At 72.1% G+C, this 14,363-nt stretch carries 14 protein-coding genes and 1 pseudogene; 10 read left to right on the top strand and 5 right to left on the bottom strand.

All coding sequences use genetic code 11. The features are described 5' to 3' along the window. Positions 1-165 precede the first annotated feature (165 nt). Positions 166-816 (top strand): biliverdin-producing heme oxygenase, encoded by a 651-nt coding sequence (locus tag AB0J76_RS15335; protein ID WP_352330700.1) that lies wholly within the window; start codon positions 166-168, stop codon positions 814-816. On the opposite strand, the gene AB0J76_RS15330 is transcribed toward AB0J76_RS15335, so the two are convergent. The 4 genes from AB0J76_RS15330 to AB0J76_RS15315 are packed head-to-tail and all read right to left on the bottom strand — an operon-like array spanning position 800 to position 4,812. Next, the gene (locus AB0J76_RS15330; protein WP_364389693.1) at positions 800-2,806 is read right to left on the bottom strand and encodes an APC family permease; all 2,007 of its coding nucleotides are present in this window, start codon (positions 2,804-2,806) and stop codon (positions 800-802) included. The two genes, AB0J76_RS15335 and AB0J76_RS15330, sit on opposite strands and share 17 nt — an antisense overlap. 22 nt (positions 2,807-2,828) lie before the next feature. Continuing rightward, positions 2,829-3,206, bottom strand: a complete 378-nt coding sequence (crcB, locus tag AB0J76_RS15325; protein ID WP_352330237.1) for a fluoride efflux transporter CrcB — start codon at positions 3,204-3,206, stop codon at positions 2,829-2,831. Then, positions 3,203-3,595 (bottom strand): fluoride efflux transporter CrcB, encoded by a 393-nt coding sequence (crcB, locus tag AB0J76_RS15320; RefSeq protein ID WP_352330239.1) that lies wholly within the window; start codon positions 3,593-3,595, stop codon positions 3,203-3,205. The genes crcB (AB0J76_RS15325) and crcB (AB0J76_RS15320) overlap by 4 nt, the downstream gene beginning before the upstream one ends. Further along, on the bottom strand, positions 3,595-4,812 hold the full coding sequence (locus tag AB0J76_RS15315; RefSeq protein ID WP_352330241.1) for an ammonium transporter: 1,218 nt from the start codon (positions 4,810-4,812) through the stop codon (positions 3,595-3,597). Before AB0J76_RS15315 ends, crcB (AB0J76_RS15320) begins: the two co-directional genes overlap by 1 nt. Positions 4,813-5,035: 223 nt before the next feature. Here AB0J76_RS15315 and AB0J76_RS15310 point away from each other — a divergent pair, with 223 nt between their 5' ends. The 9 genes and pseudogenes from AB0J76_RS15310 to AB0J76_RS15270 all read left to right on the top strand — a co-directional run bounded on the left by AB0J76_RS15310 (position 5,036) and on the right by AB0J76_RS15270 (position 13,030). Next, positions 5,036-5,968 (top strand): urea transporter, encoded by a 933-nt coding sequence (locus AB0J76_RS15310; protein ID WP_352330242.1) that lies wholly within the window; start codon positions 5,036-5,038, stop codon positions 5,966-5,968. 9 nt (positions 5,969-5,977) lie between these two features. Beyond that, on the top strand, positions 5,978-6,283 hold the full coding sequence (locus AB0J76_RS15305; protein ID WP_352330244.1) for an urease subunit gamma: 306 nt from the start codon (positions 5,978-5,980) through the stop codon (positions 6,281-6,283). 31 nt (positions 6,284-6,314) lie between these two features. After that, positions 6,315-6,620, top strand: a pseudogene (locus tag AB0J76_RS15300) (urease subunit beta); the annotation flags it as partial. A gap of 223 nt (positions 6,621-6,843) precedes the next feature. After that, positions 6,844-8,568, top strand: a complete 1,725-nt coding sequence (gene ureC / locus AB0J76_RS15295) for an urease subunit alpha (RefSeq protein ID WP_352331102.1) — start codon at positions 6,844-6,846, stop codon at positions 8,566-8,568. Beyond that, complete coding sequence (locus AB0J76_RS15290; protein WP_364389690.1) at positions 8,565-9,236, top strand: urease accessory UreF family protein; 672 nt, start codon at positions 8,565-8,567, stop codon at positions 9,234-9,236. The genes ureC and AB0J76_RS15290 overlap by 4 nt, the downstream gene beginning before the upstream one ends. Positions 9,237-9,289: 53 nt before the next feature. Next, positions 9,290-9,967 (top strand): urease accessory protein UreG, encoded by a 678-nt coding sequence (gene ureG / locus AB0J76_RS15285; protein WP_352331342.1) that lies wholly within the window; start codon positions 9,290-9,292, stop codon positions 9,965-9,967. Continuing rightward, on the top strand, positions 9,949-10,890 hold the full coding sequence (locus tag AB0J76_RS15280; RefSeq protein ID WP_364389688.1) for an urease accessory protein UreD: 942 nt from the start codon (positions 9,949-9,951) through the stop codon (positions 10,888-10,890). The genes ureG and AB0J76_RS15280 overlap by 19 nt, the downstream gene beginning before the upstream one ends. Before the next feature lie 76 nt (positions 10,891-10,966). After that, on the top strand, positions 10,967-11,566 hold the full coding sequence (locus AB0J76_RS15275; RefSeq protein WP_352330623.1) for a TetR/AcrR family transcriptional regulator: 600 nt from the start codon (positions 10,967-10,969) through the stop codon (positions 11,564-11,566). Positions 11,567-11,623: 57 nt separating this feature from the next. After that, positions 11,624-13,030 (top strand): MFS transporter, encoded by a 1,407-nt coding sequence (locus tag AB0J76_RS15270; RefSeq protein WP_352330624.1) that lies wholly within the window; start codon positions 11,624-11,626, stop codon positions 13,028-13,030. On the opposite strand, the gene AB0J76_RS15265 is transcribed toward AB0J76_RS15270, so the two are convergent. Next, on the bottom strand, positions 13,020-14,249 hold the full coding sequence (locus AB0J76_RS15265; RefSeq protein ID WP_352330626.1) for a cytochrome P450: 1,230 nt from the start codon (positions 14,247-14,249) through the stop codon (positions 13,020-13,022). The two genes, AB0J76_RS15270 and AB0J76_RS15265, sit on opposite strands and share 11 nt — an antisense overlap. Positions 14,250-14,363 lie beyond the last annotated feature (114 nt).

Here is a 14,363-nt window from a genome sequence, read left to right as displayed (position 1 = left end):
TGCGCGACGGGCGGCCCCGCCAGGCCCGCCCCCTTGAGCGCCGCCTTCCTGGGTAGATGAACGGCGGAGGCGAGTTTTGCTGACATGCTGTCGCCATCGCCTTGACGGAGCCTCCGAGGGTTGTGACACTGTGTCAGAAACATTCGCGCGAGTTGGGGAAGTGTTGTGACGACGTCGTTCTCCGAGACCTTGAGGGCCGCCACCTGGGGCGACCACGAGTCGGCCGAGTCCGAGGGCTACCTCGCCGAGCTGATGGCCGGCCGGTTGACCGAGCACGAGTACGGCGAGATGGTCGCCCAGCACTACTTCGCCTACCTCGCGCTCGACGGCGTCTCCAAGGAGCTGGCCGCCCACCCGGTCGCCGGCCGCTTCGTCTTCCCCGAGCTGTACCGCGAGCCCGCCCTGGAACGCGATCTGGCCACCATCTACGGCCCCGCCTGGCGCGAGCGCGTCGCCCCCTCCAAGGCCACCCGGACCCTCCAGGCCCGCATCCACCAGATGACCGACTGGCCCGGCGGCTACGTCGCCCACCACTACACCCGTTACCTCGGCGACCTGTCGGGCGGCCAGTTCATCCGCATGGAGCTGCAGAAGATCTTCGGCTACCAGCCCGGCGGCGGCGTCGACTTCTACATCTTCGACGAGGTGGGCAGCCTGCCGCGGTTCAAGAACGAGTACCGGGCCCGGCTCGACGCGCTCGGCGCGCAGCTCGACGAGCGCGAGCGGCAGCGGATCATCGGCGAGGTGCGGCTGGCCTACCAGCTCAACACCGAGGTCCTGGCCGAGCTCATGCACGTCGTCAGGGCCGCGGCGTAGCCTGCGCCGGGTCGTCGCCGCCGTCCGGCGCCTGGGCCAGGACGGCCAGGCGGGTGGGCAGCCGCGGCGGGCGCTCGGCGCGGCCCTCCCCCGAGGCCAGCCGGTAGGGCACCAGGGTGACCATGACCCCCGGGAGCAGCAGCAGCCGGTCCCGCAGCCGCGCGGTCAGCCGGTTGTGCAGGGCCGGCTCCCACCAGCGGCCGGTGACGTAGCTGACGATGTAGACGGTCACGATCTGGTCGGGGTGCAGCGCCAGCCAGTCGCGGACGTGCCGCAGGATCGGGCCGACGGCGGTCCGGTAGGGCGCCTCGATCATCCTCAGCGGCACGGAGGAGGGCGCGTAGTGCTCCCAGCCTTCACGCAGCTCGCGGGTCGCCTCCTCGTCGGTGCACACGTGCACGGCCTCCAGACCGGCCGGACGGGTGGCCGCGGCGTAGGCGACCGCCTGGAGCGCGGGGCTGCCCAGCCGGGAGACCAGCACCATGGCGTGGGCGCCGCCCGGCACCTCGACCGGCGTGTCCGGCGTGGTGGCCGCCCGTACCTGGTCGTAGTGCCGCCTGATGCCCTTCATGAGCGCGAACAGCCCCGGGATGGCCAGGCAGACCAGCCAGGCGCCGTTCGCGAACTTGGTGATCAGCACGAGCACCAGGACGGCGGCGGTGACCGTCGCGCCGGTCGCGTTGACGGCCTGCCGTCGCCGCACGCCGGGCGAGCGCGGGCCGGCGCGCTGCCAGTGCCGCACCATGCCGGCCTGGCTCAGCGTGAAGGAGATGAAGACGCCGATGATGTAGAGCTGGATGAGCCGGGAGCTGTTGGCGTCGAAGACGACGAGCAGCACGGCCGCGGCCGTCGCCAGCAGCAGGATGCCGTTGCTGAAGACCAGCCGGTCGCCGCGCTTGTGGAGCTGGCTGGACAGGTAGGAGTCGGCGGACAGGATCGAGGCCAGCATGGGGAAGCCGTTGTAGGCGGTGTTGGCCGCCATGATCAGGATCGCCGCGGTGCTGGCCTGCAGGAAGGCGTACAGGACGCCGCGGCCGAGCACGGCGTCGCCGATCTGGGCCAGGGCGGTGGGCTCGACGTACCCGGCGGGCATCCCGGCGAGCCGGCCGGGATGGTCGGGGTCGGTCATCCGCACGTGGGTCAGCAGAGCCAGCACGGTGATGCCGCAGAACATGGTGACCGACAGCACACCCATGATCGCCAGGGTGTTCGCCGCGTTCCTGCTCTTGGGCCGCCGGAAGGCGGGCACGCCGTTGCTGACCGCCTCCACCCCGGTCAGCGCCGTGCAGCCGGAGGCGAACGCGCGCAGCACCAGGAAGACGGCGACGAAGCCGACGGGCTGGTAGAGCGGCTCGATGGTGAAGCCGGCGCTGACGGCGCGGGGATGCTCGCCGGTGAGCAGCCGCCAGGCGGCGACCAGGAACAGCAGGTAGACCGAGGCGATGAAGGCGTAGGTGGGCACCGCGAACCCGCGGCCGGACTCGCGGGTGCCGCGCAGGTTGACCAGGGTGAGCAGCGCGACGCAGGCCACGCTCAGCGGCGCCGACCAGCGGTCCAGGCCGGGCGCGTAGGAGGTGATGGCGTCCACCCCGGCGGCGACGGAGACGGCGACGGTCAGCACGTAGTCGACCAGCAGCGCGCTGGCGGCGACCAGGCTGGCGTTGACGCCCAGGTTCTCCCGGCTGACGACGTACGCGCCGCCGCCGCCCGGGTAGGCGTAGCAGGTCTGCCGGTAGGACACGACGATGATCACCAGCATGGCTGCGATGGCCACGGCGATCCAGCCGGTCACGTGCAGCAGGGCGAGGCCGCCCAGGGTGAGGGCCATGATGATCTGCTCGGTCGCGTACGCCACCGACGAGATCGGGTCGCTGCAGAAGACCGGCAGCGCCAGCCGCTTGGGCAGGAGCTGCCGTTCCAGGTGCTGGGTCCGCAGCGGCCGGCCGACCAGGGCCCGCTTGGCCCGCTCCCACGGGGAGGCGGTGGTCATGGGCGTTCCCGCCTCCTTCCGGTCAGCCGGCGATCGCCCTGCCGAGCAGGTAGCCGAGGCTGACGACGGCCAGGCCGAGCACCAGGTTCATGGCGATGTTGGCCAGCGCCCGGCCGGTGGACCCGGCGGCCAGCATCTTCCAAGTGTCGGCGCTGAAGGTGCTGAAAGTGGTGAGCGCGCCGCAGAACCCGGTGCCGACCAGCGACAACACGGCCGGCGGCAGGGTCCCGTGGGAGGCGATGCCCATCAGGACGCCGAGCACGGCCGAGCCGATGACGTTGACGGCCAGCGTGCCCCAGGGCATCGCCTTTCCGGCCGCCCTGGTGACGCCGGCGTCCACGAGGTAGCGGGCCGGCGCGCCGATCAGGCCGCCGACGAAGACCACCAGCACCAGGATCATCGGCGGCCGCCCAGCCGCAGGCCCGCCCAGACGGCCAGCAGGCCCAGGACGACGCTGAGCACCAGGTAGAGCACCGCCCAGCCGGCCGCGCCGCCGACGGTGAGCTCGCGGACGCCGTCCACCAGGTGCGAGAAGGTGGTGAAGCCGCCCAGGAAGCCGGTGCCGAGCAGCGCCTTGACCGGCATGCGGTGCAGCGGGTGGCGGGTCAGCTCGCCGGTGAGCAGGCCCATCAGCAGGCAGCCGAGGACGTTGACCACCAGCGTGGGCCAGGGCAGCGGGTGGTCGGCGCCCATCAGCGTCTGGGTGAGCAGGTGGCGGGCGACCGCGCCGACGCCGCCGCCCACCCCGATCAGGACGAGCGCGCGGGCCGGATGACGGGTGGCGGCCATCAGTCCTCCGTCCCGAGCTGCGCGTCGGTGCCGGCGAGCTGTTCGGCCTCGGTCTCGTGCATCCGGCAGAGCCGGTCCACGACGCGGCCGATGAGGTAGGTGACGACGAAGGAGTAGAGGCCGACCACGACGATCGCGGCGAGCTGCTTGAGCAGCAGCTCGATCGGGCCGCCGTACAGCAGGCCCTTGGTCCTGGTGGCGCTGACGCCGGTCGCGAGCAGGCCGATGAGGGCGGTGCCGACGATGCCGCCCGCGCCGTGCACGCCGACGACGTCGAGGGTGTCGTCGTAGCCGAGGACGAGCTTCCAGGTGACCGCGTACGACACCACGACGGCGGCCACGATGCCGATGACCAGGGCGCCCTCGGCGTTGACGAAGGCGCAGGCGGGCGTGATGGCCACCAGCCCGGCCAGCGCGCCGGTGGCCGAGCCGAGCCGGGTGAAGTGCCGGTAGCGCAGCCACTCCAGGACGAGCCAGGTCAGCATCCCGGCGGCCCCGGCGATCATGGTGGTCAGGAAGGCGTTGACCGCGATGCCGCCGTCGGCCATGGCCGAGCCGGCGTTGAAGCCGAACCAGCCGAACCACAGCAGGCCCAGGCCGAGCATGACGAACGGGATGTTGCTCGGCCGGGGCGGCTCCTTCCTGCGGAAACGCACGCCGGGGCCGAGCGCGAGGGCCAGGGCCAGGCCGGCCATGCCGGAGTTCAGCTCGACGACCAGGCCGCCGGCGAAGTCGAGCACGCCCCACCGGCTGATCCAGCCCTGCCGGTCGAACACCCAGTGCGCGACCGGGAAGTACACCAGCGTCACCCAGACGACGGAGAACACGATCCACGGCCCGAGCCGGGTGCGCCCGGCGACCGAGCCGCTGATCAGGGCCACCGTGATGATGGCGAAGGTGAGCTGGAACAGCGCGAAGGCGTAGGTGGGGACGCGGCCGTGCAGCATCGTGGGCGTGATGTCGGCGAAGCGCAGGTCGCCGAAGCCGATCACCCCGGCGCCGCCCACGTCGGGGCCGAAGACCAGCCCGTAGCCGTAGCCGAACCACAGGATCGTGACCAGAGCGATCGAGACGAAGCTCATGAAGAGCATGCTCAGCACGTTCTGGGCGCGGACCATGCCGCCGTAGAAGAAGGCCAGTCCGGGCGTCATGAGCAGCACCATGGCGGCGCTCACGAGCACCCAGGCCGAATCCCCGGTGTTGAGCCCTGGCGGCATCGCTCGGCCTCCCTCCCTGTCCCCAGACAGAGATGATCGGGCGCACCGGAGGCAAAACTCCCTGGTCAACCGCCTTTGCCGGGGATGTGCATTGTTGAGGCGCTCTTAGTCCTCGACGGCTTTCGCAAAGAATGTCCATCGAACCGCCGCCGCCGCGTGGCCCGCCGTCGCAGGGGAATGTTGCCGCACGTCAACCCCGGTGCCGGCGAGAGAGGCAGGCGGAATGCGCGCCGAGATGCCCGACCTGCCGCTCGCCACGCTCCGCGGCGTCAGCCAGGTGGACCTGCAGAACAACCTGGGGACCGCGATCTGCTTCGTCGTCGCGCTGCTCGCCGCCGGATGGCGCTTCGCGCTGTTCGGCCTGGTCGGCGCCGCCGTGAGCACGCTCACCGCCTGGTTCCTCGGCGCGGCCAGGGAGAGCGTGACCGCCGGGCTCGAAGGGTTCAACGGCACGCTGATCGGCGTCGCGCTGGTGCTGTACTTCCAGGCGCGGTGGATCACGCTGCTGCTGGTCGTCGTCGGCGCGATCATGGGCAGCGTCCTGACGTCGGCGCTCAAGGTGCTGCTCGGGCCGCACGACCTGCCGGGGCTCACCGCGCCGTTCTGCGCGGTGGCCACGATCATGGTGGTCGGCGGCCCGGCCTACGAGCGGGTCTGGCGCCGGCACGTCCTGGCGGCGCCGCCGTCGGCGACGTCCCCGGGGACCGCGGTGACGTTCGCCGACCTGTGGCAGGGGCTGCTGAACGGCGTCGGGCAGGTGTTCTTCCAGGGCAAGTGGTACGTCGGCCTGATCTTCCTGATCGGCCTGGCGTTCGCCGGGTGGCGGGTGGCCGGGGCCGCGCTGGCCGCCAGCGCCGTCGGGATCCTGGTGGCCGTGCTGCTCGGCGCGCCCGCGGCCGACATCGGCGCCGGTCTGTACGGCTACAACGCGGTGCTCACCGGCATCGCGCTGTGCTGCGCGTTCGTCGTGCCGACCGTTCTCGGCCTGCTGTACGCCCTGGCCGGCGTGGTGTCGGCGACCGTGCTGACGGCGTTCGTCGGCTACCTGTTCGCGCCGGTCGGCGGGCACACCCTGACCTGGCCGTTCGTCCTGGTCACCTGGATCTTCCTGGCGGCGGTCCCGGCGTTCTCCGGCGTCCGGCGCGCTTCCACCTAAGGAGAGCTCATGAACCTCGCACCGCGCGAGATCGACAAGCTGCTGATCTACGTCGTCGCCGACCTGGCCGCCAAGCGCCGCGAGCGCGGCGTGAAGCTGAACTACAGCGAGGCGGTGGCGCTGATCAGCGTCGCGGTCCTGGAGGCCGCCCGCGACGGCAGGACGGTGGCCGAGTGCATGGAGCTCGGCAAGCAGGTGCTCGGCGCCGGGGACGTCATGCCCGGGGTGCGCGAAATGCTCAAGCTGATGCAGGTCGAGGCGTCGTTCAAGGACGGCTCCAAGCTCGTTTCCTGCCACGACCCCATCGGCGGCTGACACCGCCGCGACCAGAAAGGAGCGGTTCGCCATGACGGACACGGACCGGATCATGTACGGGGACGAGCCGATCGAGATCAACGCCGGTCGCGCCACGGTGACGCTGACCGTGCGCAACACCGGCGACAGGGCCATCCAGGTCGGCTCGCACTTCCACTTCTTCGAGGCGAACCGGGCGCTCAGCTTCGACCGCGAGAAGGCGTACGGCATGCATCTCGACATCCCGGCCGGCACCGCCGTACGCATCGAGCCGGGCGACACCCACCAGGTCACGCTGGTGGAGTTCGCCGGCGGCATGCGCGTCGTCGGCTTCGCCGGCCTGGTGGACGGCGGCCTGCGGGCCAGGGACAGCCGCACCCGCGCCCTGCGCCGCCTGGCCGAGCTGGGGTACGCCGACCAGCCGGAGCCCGGGGCCACGGTCCGCACCCCGGGCGAGGAGCCGCCCGCGCGCGAGGCGCCCGCCAGGAAGGCCGCCGCCAAGGAACCCGCCGCCAAGAAGGCCGCCCCCAAGGAACCGGCGGCCAAGAAGCCGGCCGCCAGGAAGAAGAAGGCCTGAGCCGATGAGCACCATGAACCGCAAGCAGTACGTCGCCATGTTCGGCCCGACCGTGGGCGACCGGGTGCGGCTGGCCGACACCAACCTGGTGATCGAGATCGAGAAGGACCACACGGCCGGCTTCTACGGCGACGAGGCCGTCTACGGCGGCGGCAAGACCGCCCGCGACGGCATGGCGGCCGACCCGGGCTCGCAGAACGCCACGATCGCGCTCGACCTGGTGATCACCAACGCGGTCGTGCTGGACCCGGTGCTCGGCGTCGTCAAGGGCGACATCGGCATCAAGGACGGGCGGATCGTCGGGATCGGCAAGGCGGGCAACCCGCACACCCAGAACGGCGTGGACCGCCGCCTGGTGATCGGCGCCGGGACCGAGGTGCTGGCGGGCGAGAACATGATCGCCACGCCGGGGGCGATCGACCCGCACGTGCACCTGATCGCGCCGCAGCAGGCCGAGGCCGCGCTCACCAACGGCATCACGACGCTGATCGGCGGCGGCACCGGCCCCACCGACGGCACCCGCGGCACCACCTGCACGCCCGGCCCGTGGAACATCGGCCGCATGTTGCAGGCCGTCGAGGCGCTGCCGGTGAACATCGGCATCATGGCCAAGGGCAACGGCAGCCTGCCGGCCGCGCTGGCCGAGCAGATCGAGGCCGGGGCGTGCGCGCTGAAGGTGCACGAGGACTGGGGCTCCACCCCGGCGGTGGTGGACTGCGCGCTGCGCATCGCCGACGAGTACGACGTCCAAGTGGCGCTGCACGCCGACAGCCTCAACGAGGCCGGCTACCTGGAGGACACGATCAGCGCCATCGACGGCCGGGCGATCCACACCTTCCACACCGAGGGCGCGGGCGGCGGTCACGCGCCGGACATGATCCGCATCGCCGGCGAGCCGAACGCGCTGCCGTCCTCGACGAACCCGACGCTGCCGTACACCATCAACTCGGCCGACGAGCTGCTGGACATGGTGATGGTCTGCCACCACCTCAACCACGACATCCCCGAGGACGTCTCCTTCGCCGACAGCCGGGTGCGGGTGGAGACCATCGCGGCCGAGACCGTGCTGCAGGACATGGGCGTGATCAGCATGTTCTCCTCCGACTCCCAGGCGATGGGCCGGATCGGGGAGACCTTCACCCGCGCCTTCCAGACCGCCCACCACTGCAAGGACCAGCGCGGCCGGCTGCCGGAGGACTCCGAGCGCAACGACAACGCGCGGGTGCTGCGCTACCTGGCCAAGCTGACCATCAACCCGGCCCGGACGACCGGCATCGCCGAGCACGTCGGCTCGCTGGAGGACGGCAAGCTGGCCGACGTCGTGCTGTGGCCGTTCACGTCGTTCGCGGCCAAGCCGGCGCTGGTGGTCAAGGGCGGCCTGATCAACTGGTCGCAGATGGGCGACCCGAACGCCTCGCTGCCCACGCCGCAGCCGGTCTACTACCGGCCGATGTTCGGCGCGATGGGGATGGCGCAGCGCAAGAGCAGCGTGACGTTCCTGCCGGACGCCGCCATCGCCGCCGGCGTGCCGGCGCGGCTGGGCCTGCAGCGGCTGATCGCCAAGGTGCGCCACACCAGGACGGTGGACAAGCGGCACATGATCCGCAACAACGCGCTGCCGCGGATCACCGTGGACCCCGAGACGTACAAGGTCACGGTGGACGGCGAGCACGCGACCATCGCGCCGGCCCGCGAGCTGCCGCTGAACCACCTGTTCTTCCTGGCATGAGCCTGCTCGCCCAGCTCCAGCTCACCGACTCGGCCTTCCCCGGCGGCCTCTACACGCTCTCGCACGGCCTGGAGGCGTACGCGCAGGCCGGCCCGGTGGACGTCGCCGCGCTGCTGGAGGACCTGCTGCTGCACGCGGCGGGGCCGGGCGACGCCACCGCCCTGGTCCTGACCCACCGGGCGGTGACGGCCGGCGACTGGGACGCGGTGACCGAGGTGGACCGGCGGCTGCACGCCGTCAAGCTCGGCCGGGAGATCCGGGCCGCCGCCACCAGGACCGGCAACCAGGTCCTGCGCACGGCCGTCCTGGTCTTCGCGACGCCGGCGCTGGGCCGCCTGTCGGAGCTGGTGGAGGCCAGGGTCACGCCCGGCAACCACGCCGTCGTGCTGGGCACCGCCTACGCCGGGCTCGGCGTCCGGGAGGCCGACGCGGTGACCGGCGACCTGTACGCGTTCGCCGCGAGCTGGGTCAGCGCCGCCGTACGGCTGCGCCTGCTGGACTTCCGCCAGGCCCAGGCCACCCTGCACGGCGCGGCCGGCGCGATCGGGCGGGCCGCCGAGCGCGCCCTGGCCGCCAGCGGCCCGCTCGACCTGCACGCCGCCACGCCGCTCGCGGACACGATGAGCGCCGCCCACGAACGGGCCGAGGCCCGGCTGTTCACCACCTGACAAGGGAACGGCCGGGGCCCGGCTGTTCACCGCCTGAGAAGGGAAGCGTCCCGATGCATCACCACCACCCGCACCCCGTCGTGAACGTGCCGGCGGGCACCGCCATGGACCGCGTCTTCAAGATCGGCATCGGCGGCCCGGTCGGCTCCGGCAAGACCGCCCTCATCGAGGCGCTGGTGCCCGTGCTGCTCGACCGGGGGCGCAGCGTGGCCGTCGTCACCAACGACATCTACACCCAGGAGGACGCCCAGCACGTCCGGCGCACCCTGGACGGCGTGCTGGCCCCCGAGCGGGTCGTGGGCGTCGAGACCGGCTCCTGCCCGCACACCGCCGTGCGCGACGACCCGACGATGAACCTGGCCGCCGGGGCCGAGCTGCTGGAGCGCTTCCCCGACATCGACACGCTGCTGTTCGAGAGCGGCGGCGACAACCTGACGCTCACCTTCAGCCCCGTCCTGGCCGACGTCTACGTCTTCGTCCTGGACACCGGCGAGGGGGACAAGATGCCGCGCAAGCGGGGCCCCGGCATCACCGACTCGGACCTGCTGGTCATCAACAAGATCGACATCGCGCCGTATGTGCGGGCCGACCTGGAGGTCATGGCGCGCGACGCCGACCGGGTCCGCGACGGGCGGCCGGTCGTGCTCACCGACGCCCTGCGGGGCACCGGCGTGGCCGAGGTGGCCGACTTCGTCCTCAGCGGGGCGCCGGCGTGCTCGCCGGCCCGGTAAACCGGCTGGCCGCCGGCCACTACACGATCGACTCGGTCCCGGCGGACGTGGCCCGGCACGCCGACGTGCCCGACACCCTGCCGGTGGGCAGCCCGGGCAAGGTCGGCGTGCTGGAGCTGGCGTTCGAGCGGCGGGGCGGGCGCACCGAGCTGACCGGCCACTTCCAGAAGGCGCCGCTGCAGATCATGCGGCCGCACTACTACGACCCGGCCCGGCCCGACCTGCCGTACGTGATGGTGATGTCCACCGGCGGCGGCGTGCTCCAGGGCGACCGCCACCGGCTCGACGTCGCCTGCGGCGCGGGCGCGTCCGTGCACGTCACCACGCAGGCGGCCACCAAGCTCTACCGGATGGAGCAGGACTACGCCACCCAGCTCGTCACGCTCACCGCCGGGCCGGACGGCTACCTGGAGTACCTGCCGGACCCGGTGATCCCCTTCGCCGGGTCCCGGTTCTACCAGCGCACCCTGGTGAGCGCCGGGCCCGGGGCCACGGTGATCCTCGGGGAGACCGTGCTGGCCGGGCGGCTGGCCCGAGGCGAGCGGCACGCCTACACCGCGTACTGCACCGACCTGGACGTCCGCGACGCCGGCGGCCGGCTGCTGTTCGCCGACCCGCTCAGGCTCGTGCCCGAGCGGGCCCCGGTCACCGGCCCGGCGATGTTCGGCGAGCACGGCGTCCTGTCCACCCTGTACGTGATCACCTCCGCCGTGCCCGCGGACGAGCTGGCCGGGGCGCTGCACGAGGTGGCGGCGGGCAGCGGGCTGCCCGGCGGGGCCAGCACGCTGCCGAACGGGGCGGGCGCCTGGGTCAGGCTGCTCGGGCCGGAGTCGCCGCCCGTCCTCGCCGCCCTGGAACGCCTGTGGGACCTCGCCCGGCGCGCGGTCATCGGGCAGCCGGCCCCGGACCGGCGCAAACCCTGAGCCCGGCCCGCGCCGGCGCGGGGTTCCGGGGGACGGTCCCGGGTGCGCCGGCGGCGATCCGGCCTACCATGGGCCTATGCCCCGCATCTCGGCCGCCACGATCGGCGAGCATCGCGCCCAGACGCGCGACCGCATCCTGCAGGCCGTCTCGCGCCTGTCCAGGGCCCAGGGCATCGACGCCATCTCCCTGACGGACGTGGCCCACGAGGCCGGCATCACCCGCACGGTCCTGTACAACTACTTCCCCGACAAGGCCGCGCTGCTGCTGGCCTTCACCGAGCGCGTCACCAGCTACTTCATCGAGAGCTACGAGCGGGAGCTGCCCGAGCACGCCTCGCCCGCCGACCGGTTGCGGGCCTTCGTCCGGCTGCAGCTCGCGGGGCTGCTCGCCCACCCCCACCCGGGCGCGGCCGACCTCGGCGCGGCGCTCGGGCCCGACGCCTACCAGCAGCTCGCCGAGCACGTCGCGCCCATGCAGCGGGTGCTGGTGGAGATCCTCGACGACGGCGTGCGGGCGGGCGACTTCCAGGTGCCCGAGGTGGGCGCGACGGCGCGGATGGTGCTGGCCGTCATCGGGGCCGAGCGGGTGCCGCTGATCAGCGGCGAGGTCACGGTCGAGACGGCCGAGCAGGCCGTGTCCGGTTTCGTGCTCCGGGCTCTCGGCGCCCGCCCGTAGGGGCCGAACGCCGGGGTGGCCGCCGGAGCCGGTCCGGGACGGTGACAAGATTGTCGGATGGGACAGAACGGTCACATCCAGGTGAAGTCGGCGCGCGGGCGGTGGATCCTCGGCGCGACCGTGCTCGGCTCCGGGCTGGCCCTGCTCGACAGCACCGTGGTCAACGTCGCGCTGCCGTTCCTCGGCAAGGAGCTGCACGCGGCCATGGACGGCCTGCAGTGGACCGTCAACGCCTACACCCTCACCCTGGCGGGCCTGATCCTGCTGGGCGGCTCGCTCGGCGACCGCTACGGGCGGCGCAAGATCTTCCTGATCGGCACGGTGTGGTTCGCCGTGGCCTCGGCGCTGTGCGGCCTGTCGCCGAACATCGAGTTCCTGGTGGCGGCGCGCGCGTTGCAGGGCGTCGGCGGCGCGCTGCTCACCCCGGGGTCGCTGGCCATCATCCAGGCGTCGTTCGTCAGGCAGGACCGGCCGCGGGCCGTCGGCGTCTGGTCCGGGCTGGGCGGCGTGGCCAGCGCGATCGGGCCGCTGCTGGGCGGCTGGCTGGTGCAGACGGCGGGCTGGCGGTGGGCGTTCCTGATCAACCTGCCGTTCGCGCTGATCGTGGTGCTGGTGACGCTGCGGCACGTGCCGGAGAGCCGCGACGAGCAGGCGGCCGGGCGGTTCGACGTGCTGGGCTCGCTGCTGGCCGCGCTGGCGCTGGCCGGGATCACGTACGGGCTGATCGAGAAGGGCGCCCCGGTGCCGCTGATCGCGGGGGCGCTGCTCGGGGCGGCGTTCGTGGTGACCGAGCGGCGCAGGTCGCCGCAGGCGCTGGTGCCGGTCGCCATCTTCAGGAACCACGTCTTCACGGCGGTCAACGTCGTCACGCTCATCATGTACGCCGCCATGGGCGTGGTGTTCTTCCTGCTGGTGATCCAGCTCCAGGTGGTGTCCGGGTTCTCGCCGATCGCGGCCGGGCTGTCGATGTTGCCGACCACGATCCTGATGATGCTGCTGTCGTCGCGGGCCGGGGAGACGGCCCGGCGGCTCGGGCCGCGCTGGCCGATGACGCTCGGGATCCTGCTGGCGGGGGCCGGGTTCGTGCTGATGAGCATGATCGGCCCGCACGCCTCCTACCCGCTGCTGGTGCTGCCCGCGGTGACCGTCTTCGGGCTCGGCCTGTCGGCGGCCGTCGCGCCGCTGACCGCGACGGTGCTGGCCACCGCCGACGAGCGCTACGCCGGCACGGCCAGCGGCGTCAACAACGCCGTGGCCCGCACCGGGAGCCTGCTGGCGGTGGCCGCCGTGCCGCCGCTGGTGGGCCTGGTGGGCGACGCGTTCGAGAACCCTCCGGTGTTCGACGCCGGGTTCCGGGCGGCCATGCTGATCAGCGCCGCCATGATGGCCGTCGCCGCGGCCGTCACGTTCTTCACCATCAGGACGAACGTGCTGGCCGGGGAGCCGGAGACGGCTAGTACGTGAACGCCTGACTGCGCACGCTGTTGTCGAAGTTCGACAGCAGCAGCTCGGGCTCGCCGACCGAGCGCACGCCGGGCAGCCGGGTCAGCAACTCCCGGAACATCGTGCGCATCTCCTGCCTGGCCAGGTTGGCGCCGAGGCAGAAGTGCGGGCCCGGCCCGCCGAACCCGACGTGGGGCTTGGTGTCGCGGGTGATGTCGAAGGTGTCGGGGTCGGGGAAGACCGACTCGTCGCGGTTGGCCGAGCCGTAGAACAGCACGACCTTGTCGCCCTGCTTCAGCTCCAGCCCGCGCAGCGTGCAGTCCTCGGTGACCGTGCGGCGGAACTGCATGATGGGCGAGACGTAGCGGACCATCTCCTCGATCGCGCCGTTGATGTGGGCGTCGAAGTCGGAGGTCAGCAGCTCGCGCTGGGCCGGGTTCTCGGTGAGCAGCCGGATGCCGTGGGCCATGGTGTTGCGGGCGGTCTCGTTGCCGGCCACCAGCAGCAGCGAGAAGAACGAGCCCAGCTCCTTGTCGGTCAGCTTCTCGCCGTCGGGGTTGGCGTTGACCAGGAGCGAGACCAGGTCGCCCTTGGGCTCGGCGACGCGCTCGTGGCCGAGCTTGATGACCATGCGCTGCAGGGCCAGCAGGGCCAGCATGTTCTGACCGGCCATCTGGACGCTGCGGGCCAGGCTGGGCCGCACGCCGGTGTAGGCGGTGGAGATGTCGACGTGCTGGTGGACCTTGGCGCGCAGCTCCTGCGGGATGTCGAGCATGTCGCAGATGACGTGGATGGGAAGCTTGGCGGCCACCTGCGTGACGAAGTCGCGCGGGCCCTCCTTGACGACGTCGTCGACGATGCGGGCACAGGCGGCCTCGATGTCACTCTGGAGCCCGGCCAGCATCTTCGGGCTGAACGAGCGCGTCACGATGCGGCGCAGGCGGGCGTGGCGGGGGTCGTCCATGTTCACCATGGACTCGCCGAACACCTGCTTGACCCAGCCCGGCGGCTCGGGGTTGGTGACGGCGGGCTCGCTGGAGAAGATCTTGGCGTTGCGGCTGGCCTCGACGACGTCCGCGTGCCGGACGAGGGCGTAGAAGCCCTTGCCGGAGCGGAGGAAGGGCACCTTCTTCTCCGGGAAGAACACCGGGTGCTCCAGTTGCCGGAGCCGGGCGAAGGCCTCATTCCGCTCTTTGAGCGGTTTGCGCCAGAAGTCCAGATCAGCGAGGTCGATGTCCACCCGTCTATCCTGGCACGCTCCCACGCCCCGGCGGACGGGCCGAAAGTCCCTTCCGAAGCGGATGTGCATCGTGCCCTCCTGGCCCGTTCTCGTGGCGTTAAGTCCGGGTTCGAC

Source organism: Nonomuraea sp. NPDC049624 (assembly GCF_040675255.1).
GTDB lineage: Bacteria > Actinomycetota > Actinomycetes > Streptosporangiales > Streptosporangiaceae > Nonomuraea.
The sequence above is the reverse complement of the archived record's forward strand: the minus strand, read 5'-3'. Positions and strand labels throughout refer to the sequence as shown.